The following is a 16,608-nucleotide window of genomic DNA, read 5'->3' as shown; positions in this document are numbered from 1 at the left end:
TCGCGATACCGGTTTCGAGGCGCGGGCCATGCCTGCGCCTCTTTCCGTACCTAAGACCCCCGGCGCGCCGCCGGACGTACGGCGCAGACGCGAGGGCCACACCGGTCCTCTTCCACTCCCGGATCGACCGCCATGGGGCGGCGCTCCTAGGATCGAAGGACTGAACACCCGACGCATCCGCACCCACTGATGGGACCCCGGCCGGAATACGCCGCCCGGGATACGAAAGACGAAAACATGTTCGATATCAAACGCAAGACGATCGACTGGGCCGGCCGCCCGCTGACGCTGGAAACGGGCCGTATCGCCCGCCAGGCCGACGGCGCCGTTCTGGCTACCTATGGCGAGACCATCGTCCTGGCCACCGTCGTCTACGGTCGCGCGCCCAAGCCGGGCCTGGATTTCTTCCCGCTGACCGTCAACTACCAGGAAAAGACCTTCGCCGCCGGCAAGATCCCGGGCGGCTACTTCAAGCGTGAAGGCCGTCCGACGGAGAAGGAGACGCTGGTCTCCCGCCTGATCGACCGTCCGATCCGCCCGCTCTTCGTCAAGGGCTTCAAGAACGAGACCCAGGTCGTCATCACCGTGCTGCAGCACGACCTTGAAAACGACCCCGACATCGTCGGCATGGTCGCCACCTCCGCCGCCCTGACCCTGTCGGGCGTGCCCTTCATGGGCCCGATCGGCGCCGCGCGCGTCGGCTATATCGACGGCGAATACGTCCTGAACCCGACCCTCGACCAGCTGGCCGACTCGCAGCTCGACCTGGTCGTCGCCGGCACCAAGGACGCCCTGATGATGGTCGAATCCGAGGCCAAGGAGCTGTCGGAAGAGGTGATGCTGAACGCCCTGATGTTCGCGCATCGCGGCATGCAGCCGGTGATCGACGCCATCATCGAGATGGCCGAGCACGCGGCCAAGGATCCGTTCGACTTCACCGCCGAGGATCACTCGGACGTGGTCACCCAGATCCAGTCGCTGGTCGGCGAGGACATCAAGGCCGCCTACACCCATGTCGGCAAGCATGCCCGCCATGAAGCCGTCGGCGCCGCCAAGAAGAAGGCCTCGGCCGCCCTGGTGAAGACCGACGAAAACCCGGACGGCGTCGATTCCGCCAAGTTCGGCGTCGCCTTCAAGGAATGCGAAGCCCACGTCCTGCGTCGCGACATCATCGACAACGCCCACCGTGTCGACGGTCGTGCGCTCGACAAGGTCCGTGACATCGTCTCGGAAGTCGGCGTTTTCCCGCGCACCCACGGTTCGGCCCTGTTCACCCGTGGCGAGACCCAGGCCATCGTGGTCGCGACCCTGGGCACCGGCGAGGACGAGCAGTACGTCGACGCCCTGAGCGGCACCTACAAGGAGAAGTTCCTCCTTCACTACAACTTCCCTCCCTACTCGGTCGGTGAGACCGGCCGTATGGGCGGCGCGGGCCGTCGGGAAATCGGTCACGGCAAGCTGGCCTGGCGGGCGATCCGTCCGATGCTGCCGACTTCGGAAGAATTCCCCTACACGATCCGCATCGTGTCGGAGATCACCGAGTCCAACGGTTCGTCCTCCATGGCTTCGGTCTGCGGCGCCTCGCTGGCGCTGATGGACGCGGGCGTGCCCCTGAAGAAGCCCGTTTCGGGTATCGCCATGGGCCTGATCCTCGAGCCGTCGGGCGAGTTCGCCATCCTGTCGGACATCCTGGGTGACGAAGATCACCTCGGCGACATGGACTTCAAGGTCGCCGGCACCCGTGACGGCATCACCTCGCTGCAGATGGACATCAAGGTCGCGGGCATCACCGAAGAGATCATGAAGAAGGCCATCGCCCAGGCTTCGGCCGGCCGTCTTCACATCCTCGACGAGATGGACAAGGCCATCGACGGCGCCCGCACCGAGCTCGGCGAGTACGCGCCCAAGATCGAATCCATCAAGGTCCCGGTCGACAAGATCCGCGACATCATCGGCACCGGCGGCAAGATCATCCGCGAGATCGTCGAGAAGACCGGCGCCAAGATCAACATCGAGGACGACGGCACGGTGAAGATCGCCGCCTCGGACCAGGAGAAGATCGACGCCGCCAAGAACTGGATCTCGTCGATCGTGTCCGAGCCCGAGCCCGGCATGATCTACTCCGGCAAGGTCGTGAAGGTCGTCGACTTCGGCGCCTTCGTGAACTTCTTCGGCGCCAAGGACGGCCTGGTCCACGTGTCCCAGATCTCGCTGGAACGCGTCGCCAACCCGGCCGACGTCCTGTCCGAGGGCCAGGAGGTCAAGGTCAAGTTCCTCGGCTTCGACGATCGCGGCAAGACCAAGCTGTCGATGAAGGTCGTCGATCAGGCCACGGGTGAAGACCTGACGGACAAGATCAACGCCGAGCGCGCCGAACGCGGCGAAGCCCCCCTGACCGAAGACACCGGCGGCGGCGGCAAGAAGCGTGAAGGCGGCGGCGATCGCGGCCGCAGCCGTCCGCGTCGCGACTAGGTTTCGGCCCTATCGCTGAATGAACGAGGCCCCGCTGGAAACAGCGGGGCCTTTTTCATGCCGTGGTCAGGCGGCGCACTCCGCCGGCCTGGCCTCGCCGGGGCCGTACTGGCCGCAGGCACGGTCGATCTCGTCCTGGATCAGGGCGCAGGCGTTGGCGGGGTTGCAGGGCGGGTGGGTGGCCGGGCTGACCATGGTGCAACGCTCGGCCAGCCGGGCGGCAGCGGCCTCGCCGATACTGTCGGTGCAGGTCCGGTCGGCCGCGCCGAGGAGTTCACCCTCGGGGACCCCGGCCTCTTCCTGCGGCGGCGCGTCGACTGGCATGACCGGCGTCTGTTCGACGGCGGGTTCGGCGGTCGCGGCCGGATCGGCGGCGGGCGTCGTCTCCGGTGAGCCGCAGGCGGCGAGCGACAGGCTCAATGCGAGGGCGAGGGCGGCGGGCACGCGAACCATGGCGACGTCTCCGGGCGATCTGGAAGGCGCTACGATGACGCTGTTCTCCGTCGCTGGAAAGTCCGTTCTGTCCGCGAAAAACACCCTGACGAAACGGACGAAACGGACAAATCCGATCTGGTCCACCCAGAAGAATCAAACGGTTGGCGTATCGTGGCCGTTTCGCCCGAAACACACCGACGGACAGGGTGGACCAGGGGCCTGCCGGATTGTCAAAGACCGTGTTTGGCAATCTGGGGCGCAGCCGGCCATCCGCAAGGGGCGGGAAGAATAAATTCACACGCGCCGGAGCCGGTTTCAGCGCCGGCGGGCCAGGGCCTCGTCCACGGCGGCCTTCTGCAGCTTGAACAGATCGTTGCAACCGGCCTCGGCCAGTTCGAACAGGCGGTCGAACTCGGGCCGCGAGAAGCCGCGCTTCTCGCCGGTCGCCTGGATCTCGACGATGGTTCCCGAGCCGGTCAGAACGAAATTGCCGTCAGCCTCGGCATTCGAATCCTCCTCGTAGTCGAGGTCGGCCACGGGCGTATTGTCAAAGATGCCGCATGAGATGGCCGCGACCTGGTCGAGGATTGGGTCGGCCTTCAGCACGCCCTCGGCCCGCAGATAGCCGAGGGCCGTGGCCATGGCGACCCAGGCGCCGGTGATCGAGGCGGTGCGGGTGCCGCCGTCCGCCTGGATGACGTCGCAGTCGATCAGCACCTGACGCTCGCCCAAGGCCTTCAGATCGACGACGGCGCGCAGCGAGCGGCCGATCAGACGCTGGATTTCCTGGGTGCGGCCCGACTGTTTGCCGGCGGTGGCTTCACGCTTGCCGCGTGTGTGGGTGGCGCGGGGCAGCATGCCGTATTCGGCCGTGACCCAGCCCTGACCGGTGTTGCGCATCCAGCCCGGCACCTTTTCCTCGATCGACGCGGTGACCAGAACCCTGGTGTGGCCGAACGAGACCAGGCAGGAGCCTTCGGCGTAGCGGTTGACGCCGGTCTCCAGGGTCACGGTGCGAAGCTGGTCGGGGGTGCGTTCGGAGGGGCGCATGGTGGAAGTCCTGAATGCGGGTAATCGTTGGCGTATCGAGCCGGGCTGCTTATCCTGAAAGGGTGAGCCTGTATCCCCCCGACATTTCCGCGATTGCGAGGCCGAGCGCATGAGGCCGCCGCTCAGCCCCCTGATGACGCCCCACTATGCCGGGCTGACCGCCCTGGATCAGCGTGCGCGGGAGATCTTCCGCAGTGTGGTCGAGACCTATCTGGAGACCGGGGAGCCGGTCGGGTCACGGACCGTGTCGAAAGGCGGGGTGCATCTGTCTCCGGCCTCGATCCGCAACACGATGCAGGACCTGACCCTGGCCGGGCTGCTGGCCGCGCCCCACACCTCGGCGGGGCGGATCCCGACCCATGCGGGTCTGCGGCTGTTCGTCGACGGACTGCTGGAAATCGGCGATGTCGGGACCGAGGAGCGGCGCGAGATCGACGCCCGCCTGATCGGGCGCGGCAAGGGTTTCGACGAGGCGCTGAACGAGGCGTCGGCCCTGCTGTCGGGTCTGGCCGGCGGGGCGGGGATCGTCGCCTCGCCGGTGCGCGATGCGGGCGTGAAACATGTGGAGTTCGTGGCCCTCGGCTCCGGCCAGGCCCTTGCGGTGCTGGTCGCCGACGACGGGACGGTCGAGAACCGGCTGATGCCCCTGGCGGCCGGGGTCACGCCCTCGATCCTGCAGGAGGCCTCGAACTTCCTTTCGGCCCGCATGAAGGGCCGGTTGCTGTCCGAGGCGCGGCTGGAGATGGGGGCCGAACTCGCTGCGGCGCGTTCCGAGCTGGACGCCGCCGCCGCCCGGCTCGTGGAGGACGGTCTGGCGGCCTGGTCCGGCGGAACGGACCGGGAGCGATCCCTGATCGTGCGGGGCCGGGCCAACCTCTTGCAGGATACGGGCGCCGCGGAGGATCTGGAGAAGGTCCGGGTCCTGTTCGACGATCTGGAGCAGAAGGAACAGCTGATCGGCCTGCTCGACGGGGTCAATGCGGCCCAGGGGGTGCGCATCTTTATCGGCGCCGAGACCCGACTGTTTTCGCTTTCGGGTTCCGCTGTCGTCGCGGCGCCCTATATGACGGGCCGCCAGCGGGTTCTGGGCGCCATCGGCGTCATCGGCCCCGCGAGACTGAACTACGCCCGCATTATCCCGTTGGTGGACTACACCGCCCGGGTGCTGGGGCGAATCCTGGACGGACAAGACACGTGACCGATACGACGAACCCCAACGATCTCGAAGCCCAGCTGGATGAGGCCCTGGCCAATGCCGAGGCCGGGCTGGACGCCGATTCCGGCGATCTGGGTCCGCTGGACACCCTGATCGCCGAGCGTGACGAGTGGAAGGACCGCGCCATGCGGGCCGCGGCCGAGGCCGACAATGTCCGGCGGCGCACCGAGACCCAGATGAACGACGCGCGGGCCTTCGCCATCCAGCGCTTCGCGAAGGACCTGCTGGGCGTGGCCGACAATCTGGAGCGCGCCCTGATGGCGGCGCCCAAGAACGCGGATGCCGGCGAGGCGGGTCTGGTGACCGGTCTGGAGCTGACCCAGAAGTCGCTGCTGCAGGCGTTCGAGACCAACGGGCTGAAGCGGGTGGCGCCGGGTCCGGGCGACGTCTTCGATCCGCACCTGCACCAGGCCATGATGGAACAGCCCTCGACGGAAGTTCCGGGCGGCAGCGTGCTGCAGACCATGCAGGCCGGCTATGAACTGTTCGGCCGCACCGTGCGCCCGGCCATGGTGGTGGTGGCGGCCAAGGGATCAGGCCCGCAAGGGGCGAACCCCTACGGTTCGGCTCCGGATGCGAACGGCGGGACATTCGACGGCAAGGCGTGATCCCAATCCTCCCCCGACGGGGGAGGTGGCTCGAAGCGAAGCGCAGAGACGGAGGGGGCCCGGTTCAGACGCAGAGTCTGCGGTCGGCCCCCTCCACCGCTCCGCGGTCCCCCTCCCCCGACGGGGGAGGATTTTATTTCAGCCTCGCCTCGAACAGGGCCAGCAGCCGGGCCCAGCCGTCGGCCGCCTCAACGGGGCGGTAGGACGCCCGATAGTCGGCGTGGAAGCCGTGCGGGGCGTCGGGATAGAGTTTGATCCCGCTTTCGGTCGCGCCGACGGCGGCGAGGGCCCGCTGCATGGCGGCGACGCTGTCGTTGGGGATGCCCTGGTCCTGGCCGCCGTAGTTGCCGATGACCACGCCCTTGAGGTCGCCGGCGAGGTCGACCGGGAAGGGCCGGCCCGACGCGATTTGTTCCGCCGTGGCGGTCGGCGACGGGGCGAGGCGGCCGTACCAGGCCACTCCGGCGTCGATGGCGGCGAACCGGGCCGCGGCCTGCCAGACCACCTTGCCGCCCCAGCAAAAGCCGGTGATGCCGACCTTGTCGGTGTTGGCCCACAGCTGGCCCGAGGCCCATTCCATTGTGGCGTTGATGTCGCCCATGACCTGTTCGTAGCCGGCGGCGCCGACGATGGCCTGGATGCGCTGCATGTCAGCGAGCGGGGCAGGGTCCTCGACGCGGACGAAGAAGGCCGGGGCGATGGCGGCGTATCCGGCCTTGGCCAGGCGGCGGCAGACGTCCTGGATATAGGCGTGCAGGCCGAAGATCTCCGAGACCACGATCACGACCGGGAAGGGTCCGTCGCCCTCCGGTCGGGCCACATAGGCCGGCAGGTCGAAGCCATCGGCGGAGGGGTAGGAGACCATGTCGGTCGTCAGACCCTCGCTGTCCGTTGTGATGGGCTGGGCCTCCTGGGCCAGGGCAGCGACGGCATAGCCGGTGAACACGGCTCCGGCCGTCAGCCCGCCCAGCGCCCGGCGGGAGAGGCGGAAATCGTCGGCGGTCTGGCCTTCGGGGCGGATCAGGACGGTCATCGGCGCTTCCTTCTCGATTTTCGCCGCGGACTTTGACCAGCCCGCACGGTTCCGTCGAGTCACCGACCCGTGAGTCCAGAGCCTGATCGGCTGAGGTGGAATCGCTTCGCGATTCCGCTGATGCCGTGAATCAGGCTCCAGATTCAGGCGAGAGCATGATTCACGCTTCATGCCGGACCCGCGAAGCGGGTCCACCAGAAACGATCATGCTCTATGTCGCACGGCGCAGGGTCAGGTTGATGCGCCCGCCGCCCGGGATCAGCCGCGACGATCCGGCCAGCAGCCGGTCGACGCCGTGCCGGGCCAGCCGAGCGGGGCCGGACAGGGCACAGACGTCGCCCGAGGCGAGTTTCAGCGACCGCGTGGGCCCCTTGCCCGCTGGACCGATGCGGAAGACGGCGGTGTCTCCGAGCGAGACCGAAAGGACAGGCGCACCGAGGTCAGCCTCGTCCCGGTCCTGATGCAGACCCATACGGGCATCCTCGCGGTAGAGGTTCACCAGACAGGCGTCGGGCGGGGCGGGCCAGCCAGTCAGCTCGGTCCAGAGATCCAGCAGGGTCGTCAGGATCGGCGGCCAGGGCCTGCCGGTCACGGGGTGGGTCGACTGATAGCGATAGCCCGATTTGTCCGAGACCCAGCCGAGCGGGCCGAGGTTGCTCATCTGGACAGAGAAGGGCTTTCCGCCCGGGGTGACTGGCCGGTAGAGGGGCGCGATATCGAGGGCGGCCGTGATGGAGGCCAGCAGGGCGGCCTGGGCGACCTCATCGAGCCGTCCGGGCCAGTATTGAAATCCGGGCAGGTCGGGGAAGGGCTCCATGCCCCGCATCCCTAGCGCGTGAAATAGTAGTCCGCGACCTGGCAGGCGTTGATGCCGCTGCGTTGCAGGGTCTGGCCGTTGTCGAACTCGGCGCGCAGAGAGTAGCGGCAGGCGCCCGAACCGTCGTCGATGGTCACCACCACGCTCTGACCCGGCGACAGGGTGCCGGACCCCAGCAGGTCGTCACTCCACTCCCCGCCTGACGAGGCATAGAGATAGGTCATCGACCAGCCGGTCTGGTTATGGATGCGGACATCGCGATTATAGGCGTCGTTCGACTGGCGGATGGCCACCCTCACAGGCGCCGGAGCCACGCGCTTCGACGTCGATTGAGCCTCCGCCTGCGTTCCCGCCAGGCCGAACAGGGCCAGACCCAGGGCCAGAACCGGAGCGGAAAGACGGGGCTTGCGAGGCGGGGAGCGCATATCGGGGTCCTGGACGGGCGGGCCCGTGACCCGCAATCAGGCGGCAGATTGCCCGAGCGGAAGCTCCAAAGCACCTGATGACCCCTGACTCTGTCTGATTCCGACCTCGGAAGCCATCAAGCCCTTGCGGGGCATGGCGACTTTCCCATATCCCGACCAGCCCGAGAGACCCCGAGATCCGTGGGGTTTCCCGGCAATTGAACCCATTCTGCCGTGCGAGCGCCCTCAGCGATCACGGCGCCAACAAAACGGGGGCGGTCACGCGCGGCGCTTTCTGATAAGGCCGCCGCATCGCCCGCCAGACGGAGAAAAGACAGGCTCATGGCCAAGATTATCGGTATCGACCTCGGCACCACCAATTCCTGCGTGGCCGTCATGGACGGCAAGAACCCCAAGGTCATCGAGAACGCCGAGGGCAACCGCACCACCCCGTCGGTGGTCGCGATCCAGGACGGCGGCGAGACCCTGGTGGGACAGCCGGCGCGTCGCCAGGCGGTGACCAATCCCGCCAACACCTTCTTCGCCATCAAGCGCCTGATCGGCCGCAACTTCGACGACCCCGTCGTGGCGAAGGACAAGGGCATGGTGCCCTATGAGATCGTCAAGGGCCCGAACGGCGACGCCTGGGTGCGCGCCAACGGCAAGGACTATTCCCCGCAGCAGATCTCGGCCTTCACCCTGATCAAGATGAAGGAGGCCGCCGAGGCCTATCTGGGCGACAAGGTCACCCAGGCCGTCATCACCGTGCCCGCCTATTTCAACGACTCCCAGCGTCAGGCGACCAAGGACGCCGGCAAGATCGCGGGCCTTGAAGTCCTGCGCATCATCAACGAGCCCACCGCGGCGGCCCTGGCCTATGGCCTGGACAAGAACGACGGCCAGAAGATCGCCGTCTATGACCTCGGCGGCGGCACCTTCGACGTGTCGGTCCTCGAGATCGGCGACGGCGTCTTCGAGGTGAAGTCCACCAACGGCGACACCTTCCTCGGCGGTGAGGACTTCGACGTCCGTCTGGCCGACTACCTGGCCGACGAGTTCAAGAAGGAACAGGGCGTCGACCTGCGCCAGGACAAGTTGGCCCTGCAGCGCCTGCGTGAAGAGGCTGAAAAGGCCAAGAAGGAGCTCAGCTCCACGACCCAGTACGAGGTCAACCTGCCGTTCATCACCATGAACGCCTCGGGCCCTCTGCACCTGAACATCAAGCTGAGCCGCGCCAAGCTGGAAGCCCTGGTCGACGACCTGATCCAGCGCACGATCGAACCCTGCGCCAAGGCGCTGAAGGACGCAGGCCTGAAGGCCTCGGACATCGACGAAGTGGTCTTGGTCGGCGGCATGACCCGCATGCCCAAGGTGCAGGAGGCCGTGAAGGCCTTCTTCGGCAAGGAGCCGCACAAGGGTGTGAACCCTGACGAGGTCGTGGCCCTCGGCGCCGCCGTTCAGGCCGGCGTGCTGCAGGGCGACGTCAAGGACGTCCTTCTGCTCGACGTGACCCCCCTGACCCTGGGCATCGAGACCCTGGGCGGCGTCTTCACCCCGCTGATCGAACGCAACACGACCATCCCGACCAAGAAGAGCCAGGTCTTCTCCACCGCCGACGACAACCAGTCGGCCGTGACCATCCGGGTCTTCCAGGGCGAGCGTCCGATGGCCCAGGACAACAAGATGCTCGGTCAGTTCGACCTGATGGGCATTCCGCCCTCGCCGCGCGGCATGCCGCAGATCGAGGTGGCCTTCGACATCGACGCCAACGGCATCGTCAACGTCTCGGCCAAGGACAAGGCGACCAACAAGGAACAGTCGATCCGGATCCAGGCCAACGGCGGCCTGTCGGACGCCGACATCGAGAAGATGGTCAAGGAAGCCGAGGTCAACGCCGCCGCCGACAAGATCCGCAAGGATCTGGTCGAGGCCCAGAACGCCGCCGACAGCCTGATCAACTCGACCGAGAAGGCCCTGGCCGAACACGGCGACAAGGTCGGCGCGGACGAGAAGTCGGCGATCGAGACCGGCCTGGCCGAGCTGAAGACGGCGCGCGACGGCACGGATCCGGAAGACATCCGGACCAAGACCAACACCCTGGTCCAGGCTTCGATGAAGCTGGGCGAGGCGATGTACGCCCAGAGCGCCGGTTCGGCCGGTGACGACGCGCCCGCCGACGACGGCGTGGTCGATGCGGAGTTCGAGGAAGTCTCGGGCGACGACGACCAGAAGAAGAGCGCCTAAACGTCGTGGTCCTCCCCTGTGATCCGGGGGAGGACCGTGACTTTCATGAAACTTGCATCAGGCCGCCTGGCGCCCATGTCCTTCATGGGTCGCCGCTCCGCTTGCGCCTTCGAACTCAAGGTGTGGCCGGAATGGTCGGGGTCGGCTTAGGGACGTCTGCGCATGGCGCGTGATTATTACGAGGTGCTGTCGGTCGAGCGGACCATTGATGCCGCCGGCCTGAAGTCCGCCTATCGCAAGCTGGCGATGGAGCATCATCCGGACCGCAACGGCGGCTCGGAAGAGTCGATGGCCCGGTTCAAGGAGATCTCCGAGGCCTATACGGTCCTCTCGGACGACCAGAAACGCGCCGCCTATGACCGCTTCGGCCATGCCGGCGTGAACGGTGGCGGGGGCGGGGGCCAGCAGGGCTTCCACGACGTCAACGACATCTTCTCCCAGGTCTTCGGCGACGCCTTCGGAGACGTGTTCGGCGGCGGCGGCCGACGCCAGTCGAACGGCCCGCGCCGCGGCTCGGACCTGCGCTACGATCTCGAGATCACCCTGGAGCAGGCCTATCAGGGCGCCGAGGTCGAGATCGCCGTGCCCACCACGGCGACGTGCGAGACCTGCGAAGGCTCGGGCGCGAAGAACGGCGCGAAACCGACGACATGCTCCACCTGCCAGGGCGCCGGGCGTGTGCGCCAGGCCAATGGCTTCTTCCAGGTCGAACGGACCTGCCCGTCCTGCGGTGGTCAGGGCCAGCGTCTGTCCCCGGCGGACACCTGCACGACCTGCCACGGCCACGGTCAGGTGCGGAAGACCCGGAAACTGTCTCTGAAGGTTCCCGCCGGTGTGGATGATGGATCCCGCATCCGCCTGTCGGGCGAGGGTGACGCCGGGACGCGCGGCGGCCCGCGCGGCGACCTCTATGTCTTCCTGTCGGTGACGCCGCACGACCTGTTCGAGCGCGACAATCTGGACCTGCTCTGCACGGTGCCGGTGCCGATGACGGTCGCGGCCCTGGGCGGCGACATCGAGGCGCCCTGTCTGGTGTCCTCGGCCTGCGACGGCGAGTGCAAGGCCCCGGTTTCGGTGCCCGCCGGCGCCCAGACCGGCAAGACCATCCGTATTCGCGGCAAGGGCATGCCCCACCTGAACGGCCGCCAGCGGGGCGATCTGGTGGTCGAACTGTTCGTCGAGACCCCCACAGACCTGACCGCGCGCCAGAAGGAGCTGATGCAGGAACTGGCCGCCTCCTTCGGCGCCGGCCAGAACCCGCGGAACTCCTCCTTCGCCGGCAAGGCCAAGCGGTTCTGGGCGGATATCCTGGGCTCTGAAGACAGTTCCGAGGCTGGGGCCAAGGCCTCACGCGAGAACGCGCAGTGACGCCAGGTCAGTGGTTTGTGGCCGGGGGGCCTGAGTCTTGAGCGAACTGTTTCATGTCGGGATTTCCGGCGCACGCGGCCGCATGGGTCGCGCGGTCTCACAGGCGCTGGATGCGCGCGAGGACGTCATGGTCGCCGTGCGCTTCGACTGGGGCGAGACCCCGGACCTGGGCCTGTGCGACGTGGTCATCGACTTCTCGACGGCGGAGGCCTCGGTCGCTCTGGCCCGGAGCTGCGCCGAACGCGGCGGCCCGGCCCTGGTCATCGGCTCGACGGGCTTTTCGGACGACCAGGAAGCCGCCCTGCAGGCCGCCTCGGAACGGGTCGCCATCGTCCGCAGCGGCAACTTCTCTCTCGGCGTCAATATCCTGATCGGTCTGGTCGAGCATGCGGCCCTGCGGCTCGACGCTCGCGACTGGGACATCGAAATCACTGAAGCCCACCACAGGAAGAAGATCGACGCCCCGTCGGGCACCGCCCTGATGCTGGGGGAGGCCGCCGCATCGGGTCGCGGTCACGACCTGTCCGAGCTGCGCAGCGCCCCCTATGACGGGATTTCAGACGAGCGGAAGGCAGGGACCATCGGCTTCTCCTCGATCCGTGGCGGCGGCATCGTCGGTGAACACACGGTCCTGTTCGCCTCGGACGATGAGGTCCTGACCCTCAGCCATTCGGCCATCGACCGGTCCCTGTTCGCCAAGGGCGCCGTGGCCGCCGCCGCCTGGGTGCGTACGCGCCGGCCCGGTCTCTACGACATGCAGGACGTGCTGGGGTTCCGGCAGGCCTGAGCCGATCCGCTGAGGTCAGGCGAGGCGTTTCGACCCGGTCCAAATCGATCAAAAAAGTCGCCAGGTCGCGATCAAAGAGACCAACAGCGCCAAAAGCCCCTGCACAGGTCAAGAAAGCCGGGGTCAGACGACCGGCGATCGATCAGGTTCGTTCGAACTCCAGAAAGATCGGATCGGTGTCGCCGAGCCGTTTCTCTTCGTAGCGGGTCACGACGTGGTCTTCCGGCGCGACCTTCCAGTCTGAGGCCTCGTCGGCGAGCCAGCGCAGGCCCGGCGTGGCCAGGAACCGCTCCAGCGCCCATCCGGCATAGTCCTTCCAGTCGGTGACGAAACGCAGCCGGCCGCCGGGCTTGAGCTTGCGGGCCAGCTCGGCGGCGAAGGCCGGCTGGATCAGGCGGCGCTTGTTGTGGCGCAGCTTGTGCCAGGGATCGGGGAACAGGATCATGATCCTGTCCAGCGACCCGTCGGGCAGGGCCTGGACCACCGCGCGGGCGTCGTCGGCGTGCAGGCGCACGTTCGTCAGCCCGCCCTCCTCGACGTGCCGCAGGGCCGAGGCCACACCGTTGAGAAAGGGCTCGCAGCCGATCATCAGGGCGGCCGGGTGACGCGCCGCCTGGGCCGCCAGATGTTCGCCGCCGCCGAAGCCGATCTCCAGCCACGCCTCTTTCGCCCCGGGCATCAGGACCGCCGGGTCGATCGGCCCGGCCGACGGGTCCGGAACCTTCACGACAGGCATCAGGGTGTCGAACAGGGCCGCCTGGCGCGGCTTGATCGGTCGCGACTTGATCCGCCCGAACGTGCGGAGGGGCGTGTCGGGGCCGTGGGAAGAAGGATCGGTCGTCATCGCGCGCCTGTTAGCCCGCGACGACGACCGTTGAAAGGCGTCAGTCGCCGTTCGTGCCGGAGATGCCTTCGTTGGTGACGACGACATACTCGAGGTCGCAGAAGTCCAGACGCTCTTCCCAGGCGTCGCCGTCGGTGAAGGTGACCTTGACGTAGTAGATGCACGCTTCTTCGGAATCGTAGAACCGCATCGCGACACTGTCGCCGGACTCCAGGACGCGCGTCGGCATCCAGTCCTGGCTGTAGGTGCCGCCGGGCTCGCCGGTCTTGAAGGTCAGGATGGTGTAGTCGCTCTGGTTGACCAGATCGAACGTGTAGTAGTCGCCGTCGGCCTGGGCCGAGGCGGGCGCGGCGCCGGCGAGCATGCAGAGGGCGGCCATGGCGCCCGTGATCATGGTTTTCATCATACAACATTCCCCTGACCGACGGCCATCGCCGGTCCTTTCCGCGACATGCGTGGAAGGACCGGCCGCGTCAATATCCCGAAAGGGACCTGTCAGGCCGGATCAGGCGAGGGCCTTGAGCTGGTCGATCAGGTCGGTCTTTTCCCAGCTGAAGCCGCCGTCCGCATCCGGCGTGCGGCCGAAGTGACCGTAGGCGGCGGTGCGGGCGTAGATCGGCTTGTTCAGGCCCAGGTGCTCGCGGATCGCCCGGGGGGTGGCGCCGCCGATCAGGCCCAGGATCTTGTCCTCCAGAACGGCCTCGGTGACCGAGCCCTTGCCGGTGCCGTGCAGGTCGACGTGGATCGACTGGGGCTTGGCCACGCCGATGGCGTAGGAAATCTGGATGGTGCAGCGGTCGGCGAGGCCGGCGGCCACCACATTCTTGGCCAGGTAGCGGCAGGCGTAGGCGGCCGAGCGGTCGACCTTGGTCGGGTCCTTGCCGGAGAAGGCGCCGCCGCCGTGCGGAGCCGCGCCGCCGTAGGTGTCGACGATGATCTTGCGGCCGGTCACGCCCGCGTCGCCGTCCGGTCCGCCGATCTCGAAGATGCCGGTCGGGTTGATGTGCCAGACGGTGGTCTCGTCGGTGAAGCCTTCCGGCAGCACGTCGAGGATGTAGGGCTTCACGATCTCGGCGACGTCGGCCGACGACAGGCCCGGGGCGTGCTGGGTCGACAGGACGATGGAGGTGGCGCGAACGGGCTTGCCGTCCACATACTGGATGGTGACCTGGGACTTGGCGTCGGGCTCGAGGCGGGTGTCGCCGCCGTGGCGGACCTCGGCCAGGCGTTTCAGAATGTTGTGGCTGTACTGCAGGGTCGCAGGCATCAACTCCGGCGTCTCGTTCGAGGCGTAGCCGAACATGATGCCCTGGTCGCCCGCGCCCTCATCCTTCTCGCCCGCCGCGTCGACGCCGACGGCGATGTCCGCCGACTGGCCGTGCAGGCGGTTGATGAATTCGAACCGGTCCCAGTGGAAGCCGGTCTGCTCATAGCCGATGTCCTTGACCGCAGCGCGCACGGCGGCCTCGATCTCGTCCTGGACGCCCGGCGCCCAGTTTCCGTCCGTGTCCATGATCCCGTTGCCGCGGATCTCGCCGGCCAGCACCACCAGGTTCGTCGTCGTCAGGGTCTCACAGGCCACACGGGCATAGGGATCCTTGGACAGGAACAGGTCCACGACGGTGTCCGAGATCCGGTCGGCGACCTTGTCGGGGTGGCCTTCGGAAACGCTTTCAGAGGTGAAGAGGAAGGAAGAACGGGACAAGGGGGATCGCTCCGGGCAGCCCAGGACGGGCGGGGTTGGCCGGAGACATATAAAGATATGCTTATATGATCAAGGGACGCCGTGCCCCGGCTTGCCGGTCACTGTCCCGAGCGCAGCAGGAACCGGCGATTCAGGGGCTGCAGCGGGCGGGTGTTGCCCGGGTGCAGGCGGGCGAAGGCCTCGATCTGGTCATCCGACACCGTGATCGGTTCGGCCAGCACAGCCCAGTCGACGGTCTCGCTGCAGGGTGGCGTCGTCAGGGATCCTGCATAGCGGAAATAGCCGCGCTGTTCGGGCAGCAGTGACGTCAGATCCAGAGAGGGCCGGTCATCGGCGGGCCCGGCGGATGCGACCGCCGCCAGCACCGTCTGCAGCACCGCATTGCTCTCGCCCGGCTCGGCGAAGACCCCGACGACGCCCAGGGTCCCGTCCGGCGCCGTGTGAACGAAATGGATCTCCAGCGGATAGCGGTGCCCGTTCAGCAGGTGCTCACTGGGCTGATGCACATGGAACTGAAGCAGCTGATACCCCTTGCCGCCCATCGTCAGGTTGGACCCGGGAGAGGCCTCGACCTGGATCGCGTGGCCGGTGTCGAATACCCGGGCAGGAAGCCGACGCCACTGCAGGTCCAGCGGCTCCAGATCGGCGGAAACGGCGCCGGAAAGATCGATCGGGCTTTCCTGCTGGCCGGCCGCACAGGCCGCGAAGGCCGTGTCCAGGCGACTCCAGTATTCGGGCCCGGTCGGACCGCGATAGGACCAGCCGGGCCCGTGGGCCGCAGGCGTCGCCTCGGCCTCGTGGCCGTGGTCCTGGGCCAGAGCCGCCCCGGAAAGGGCAACAGCCGCCGTCACGGCCGCCGCAACGGAATTGCCTAAACCCATGATCGCCCCCTGATTCGCCCGCACATCCTACAGGATGACGGCGTTATGCCAGAGGGGAGTGGTGCCGCTTAGGTGACCCGAACACCTGACCCCCGCATTACGAAGGCTACTCACGGACTGGTGAAAAAGCGTTATATACCTGATAGTTAGCGGAGATTTGAGCTGGCGAAATCATGCCGGCCCGGACCCTTCCCAGAGTGGGCTGAGGGGGTCATCGGGCCGTTTCCTGAGTTACGCGACTTAACGTGGGAAACTCCGGAATCGCCACCTGCGCCATACCTGGGAACGACACCGGGCGGGACTTCCAGGTGGCCTATCGCCGCGCGTGATCTCGCCGGTCGCGCGGTCGACGATTCTGGTCGTGGCCGAAATATAGACGCCCATGGCCAGCACCGCACCCTGGCGGACGATGACGCCCCCCACGACCTCGGAACGGGCGCCGATGAAGCAGTCGTCCTCGATGCTGGTCGAATTGCCCCTGGCCGCTTAACTTGGGCCAAATAGCCTGCGGCAGACCCGGTCCGGTTCACTCCACCGGACGATGCCCCGGCCGCAGGAAAGTGACAGCCAATGGACCGGAAGCAGCCTCGCGCAGACGCAAAGGCGGACGCCGAGGCCGATCCGGCCGGCGCAATGCTCGCGGTCGCTATTCAGCATCACCAAAGTGGGCGGCTGGACGAAGCGGCAAATCTCTACCGGAAGATCCTCGCCGCCGATCCCCGTCGCGCCGCTGCGAACCACCTG

General features: G+C 67.2%; 15 protein-coding genes and 1 pseudogene. 6 read left to right on the top strand and 10 right to left on the bottom strand.

The window, feature by feature from the left end:
* Positions 1–237 precede the first annotated feature (237 nt).
* Positions 238–2,472 carry a polyribonucleotide nucleotidyltransferase gene (gene pnp / locus Q0044_RS04580; RefSeq protein ID WP_298160188.1) on the top strand — a complete coding sequence of 745 codons (2,235 nt, stop codon included), beginning with the start codon at positions 238–240 and terminating at the stop codon, positions 2,470–2,472.
* 66 nt (positions 2,473–2,538) lie between these two features.
* Here the strand turns inward: pnp and Q0044_RS04575 are convergent, their stop codons facing one another.
* Both Q0044_RS04575 and rph read right to left on the bottom strand, forming a co-directional pair.
* Complete coding sequence (locus Q0044_RS04575; RefSeq protein WP_298160185.1) at positions 2,539–2,925, bottom strand: hypothetical protein; 387 nt, start codon at positions 2,923–2,925, stop codon at positions 2,539–2,541.
* Between the two features lie 297 nt (positions 2,926–3,222).
* The gene (rph, locus tag Q0044_RS04570) at positions 3,223–3,957 is read right to left on the bottom strand and encodes a ribonuclease PH (protein WP_298160182.1); all 735 of its coding nucleotides are present in this window, start codon (positions 3,955–3,957) and stop codon (positions 3,223–3,225) included.
* Between the two features lie 133 nt (positions 3,958–4,090).
* Between rph and hrcA the strand changes: the two genes are divergently transcribed.
* Positions 4,091–5,155, top strand: a complete 1,065-nt coding sequence (gene hrcA, locus Q0044_RS04565) for a heat-inducible transcriptional repressor HrcA (protein ID WP_298160410.1) — start codon at positions 4,091–4,093, stop codon at positions 5,153–5,155.
* A complete protein-coding gene (gene grpE / locus Q0044_RS04560; protein ID WP_298160179.1) occupies positions 5,152–5,781 on the top strand; it encodes a nucleotide exchange factor GrpE in 630 nt (209 codons plus the stop codon). Before hrcA ends, grpE begins: the two co-directional genes overlap by 4 nt.
* Before the next feature lie 133 nt (positions 5,782–5,914).
* Here the strand turns inward: grpE and Q0044_RS04555 are convergent, their stop codons facing one another.
* From Q0044_RS04555 to Q0044_RS04545, 3 genes are all read right to left on the bottom strand, one after another.
* Positions 5,915–6,814, bottom strand: a complete 900-nt coding sequence (locus Q0044_RS04555) for a dienelactone hydrolase family protein (protein ID WP_298160176.1) — start codon at positions 6,812–6,814, stop codon at positions 5,915–5,917.
* 211 nt (positions 6,815–7,025) lie between these two features.
* Positions 7,026–7,631, bottom strand: coding sequence for an alpha-ketoglutarate-dependent dioxygenase AlkB family protein (locus tag Q0044_RS04550; protein ID WP_298160173.1), 606 nt, complete (start codon positions 7,629–7,631; stop codon positions 7,026–7,028).
* An 11-nt stretch (positions 7,632–7,642) separates the two neighbouring features.
* Positions 7,643–8,056, bottom strand: a complete 414-nt coding sequence (locus Q0044_RS04545; RefSeq protein WP_298160171.1) for a hypothetical protein — start codon at positions 8,054–8,056, stop codon at positions 7,643–7,645.
* A 321-nt stretch (positions 8,057–8,377) separates the two neighbouring features.
* Here Q0044_RS04545 and dnaK point away from each other — a divergent pair, with 321 nt between their 5' ends.
* The 3 genes from dnaK to dapB all read left to right on the top strand — a co-directional run bounded on the left by dnaK (position 8,378) and on the right by dapB (position 12,434).
* Positions 8,378–10,279, top strand: coding sequence for a molecular chaperone DnaK (gene dnaK, locus Q0044_RS04540; RefSeq protein ID WP_298160168.1), 1,902 nt, complete (start codon positions 8,378–8,380; stop codon positions 10,277–10,279).
* Between the two features lie 162 nt (positions 10,280–10,441).
* On the top strand, positions 10,442–11,647 hold the full coding sequence (dnaJ, locus tag Q0044_RS04535; protein WP_298160164.1) for a molecular chaperone DnaJ: 1,206 nt from the start codon (positions 10,442–10,444) through the stop codon (positions 11,645–11,647).
* Positions 11,648–11,684: 37 nt separating this feature from the next.
* On the top strand, positions 11,685–12,434 hold the full coding sequence (dapB, locus tag Q0044_RS04530; RefSeq protein ID WP_298160161.1) for a 4-hydroxy-tetrahydrodipicolinate reductase: 750 nt from the start codon (positions 11,685–11,687) through the stop codon (positions 12,432–12,434).
* Between the two features lie 142 nt (positions 12,435–12,576).
* Here the strand turns inward: dapB and trmB are convergent, their stop codons facing one another.
* The 5 genes and pseudogenes from trmB to Q0044_RS04505 all read right to left on the bottom strand — a co-directional run.
* Entirely contained in the window at positions 12,577–13,278 is a 702-nt protein-coding gene (trmB, locus tag Q0044_RS04525; protein ID WP_298160159.1) for a tRNA (guanosine(46)-N7)-methyltransferase TrmB, read from the bottom strand.
* Between the two features lie 40 nt (positions 13,279–13,318).
* Complete coding sequence (locus Q0044_RS04520) at positions 13,319–13,681, bottom strand: hypothetical protein (RefSeq protein WP_298160158.1); 363 nt, start codon at positions 13,679–13,681, stop codon at positions 13,319–13,321.
* Positions 13,682–13,783: 102 nt separating this feature from the next.
* The gene (gene metK / locus Q0044_RS04515; protein ID WP_298160155.1) at positions 13,784–14,983 is read right to left on the bottom strand and encodes a methionine adenosyltransferase; all 1,200 of its coding nucleotides are present in this window, start codon (positions 14,981–14,983) and stop codon (positions 13,784–13,786) included.
* A gap of 98 nt (positions 14,984–15,081) precedes the next feature.
* The gene (locus Q0044_RS04510) at positions 15,082–15,864 is read right to left on the bottom strand and encodes a carbonic anhydrase (protein WP_298160152.1); all 783 of its coding nucleotides are present in this window, start codon (positions 15,862–15,864) and stop codon (positions 15,082–15,084) included.
* A gap of 309 nt (positions 15,865–16,173) precedes the next feature.
* Positions 16,174–16,344, bottom strand: a pseudogene (locus tag Q0044_RS04505) (DapH/DapD/GlmU-related protein); the annotation flags it as partial.
* Between the last annotated feature and the right edge of the window lie 264 nt (positions 16,345–16,608).

The organism is Brevundimonas sp. (genome assembly GCF_027484365.1).
GTDB lineage: Bacteria > Pseudomonadota > Alphaproteobacteria > Caulobacterales > Caulobacteraceae > Brevundimonas.
The sequence above is the reverse complement of the archived record's forward strand: the minus strand, read 5'-3'. Positions and strand labels throughout refer to the sequence as shown.

What these genes read in the sequence shown, in the direction of transcription:
- pnp (WP_298160188.1), top strand. Translation starts at nt 238, where the DNA reads ATGTTCGATATCAAACGCAAGACGATCGACTGGGCCGGCCGCCCGCTG.
- rph (WP_298160182.1), bottom strand. Translation starts at nt 3,957, where the DNA reads ATGCGCCCCTCCGAACGCACCCCCGACCAGCTTCGCACCGTGACCCTG.
- Q0044_RS04555 (WP_298160176.1), bottom strand. Translation starts at nt 6,814, where the DNA reads ATGACCGTCCTGATCCGCCCCGAAGGCCAGACCGCCGACGATTTCCGC.
- dnaK (WP_298160168.1), top strand. Translation starts at nt 8,378, where the DNA reads ATGGCCAAGATTATCGGTATCGACCTCGGCACCACCAATTCCTGCGTG.
- hrcA (WP_298160410.1), top strand. Translation starts at nt 4,091, where the DNA reads ATGACGCCCCACTATGCCGGGCTGACCGCCCTGGATCAGCGTGCGCGG.
- dnaJ (WP_298160164.1), top strand. Translation starts at nt 10,442, where the DNA reads ATGGCGCGTGATTATTACGAGGTGCTGTCGGTCGAGCGGACCATTGAT.
- Q0044_RS04575 (WP_298160185.1), bottom strand. Translation starts at nt 2,925, where the DNA reads ATGGTTCGCGTGCCCGCCGCCCTCGCCCTCGCATTGAGCCTGTCGCTC.
- Q0044_RS04510 (WP_298160152.1), bottom strand. Translation starts at nt 15,864, where the DNA reads ATGGGTTTAGGCAATTCCGTTGCGGCGGCCGTGACGGCGGCTGTTGCC.
- trmB (WP_298160159.1), bottom strand. Translation starts at nt 13,278, where the DNA reads ATGACGACCGATCCTTCTTCCCACGGCCCCGACACGCCCCTCCGCACG.
- Q0044_RS04550 (WP_298160173.1), bottom strand. Translation starts at nt 7,631, where the DNA reads ATGGAGCCCTTCCCCGACCTGCCCGGATTTCAATACTGGCCCGGACGG.
- Q0044_RS04545 (WP_298160171.1), bottom strand. Translation starts at nt 8,056, where the DNA reads ATGCGCTCCCCGCCTCGCAAGCCCCGTCTTTCCGCTCCGGTTCTGGCC.
- Q0044_RS04520 (WP_298160158.1), bottom strand. Translation starts at nt 13,681, where the DNA reads ATGAAAACCATGATCACGGGCGCCATGGCCGCCCTCTGCATGCTCGCC.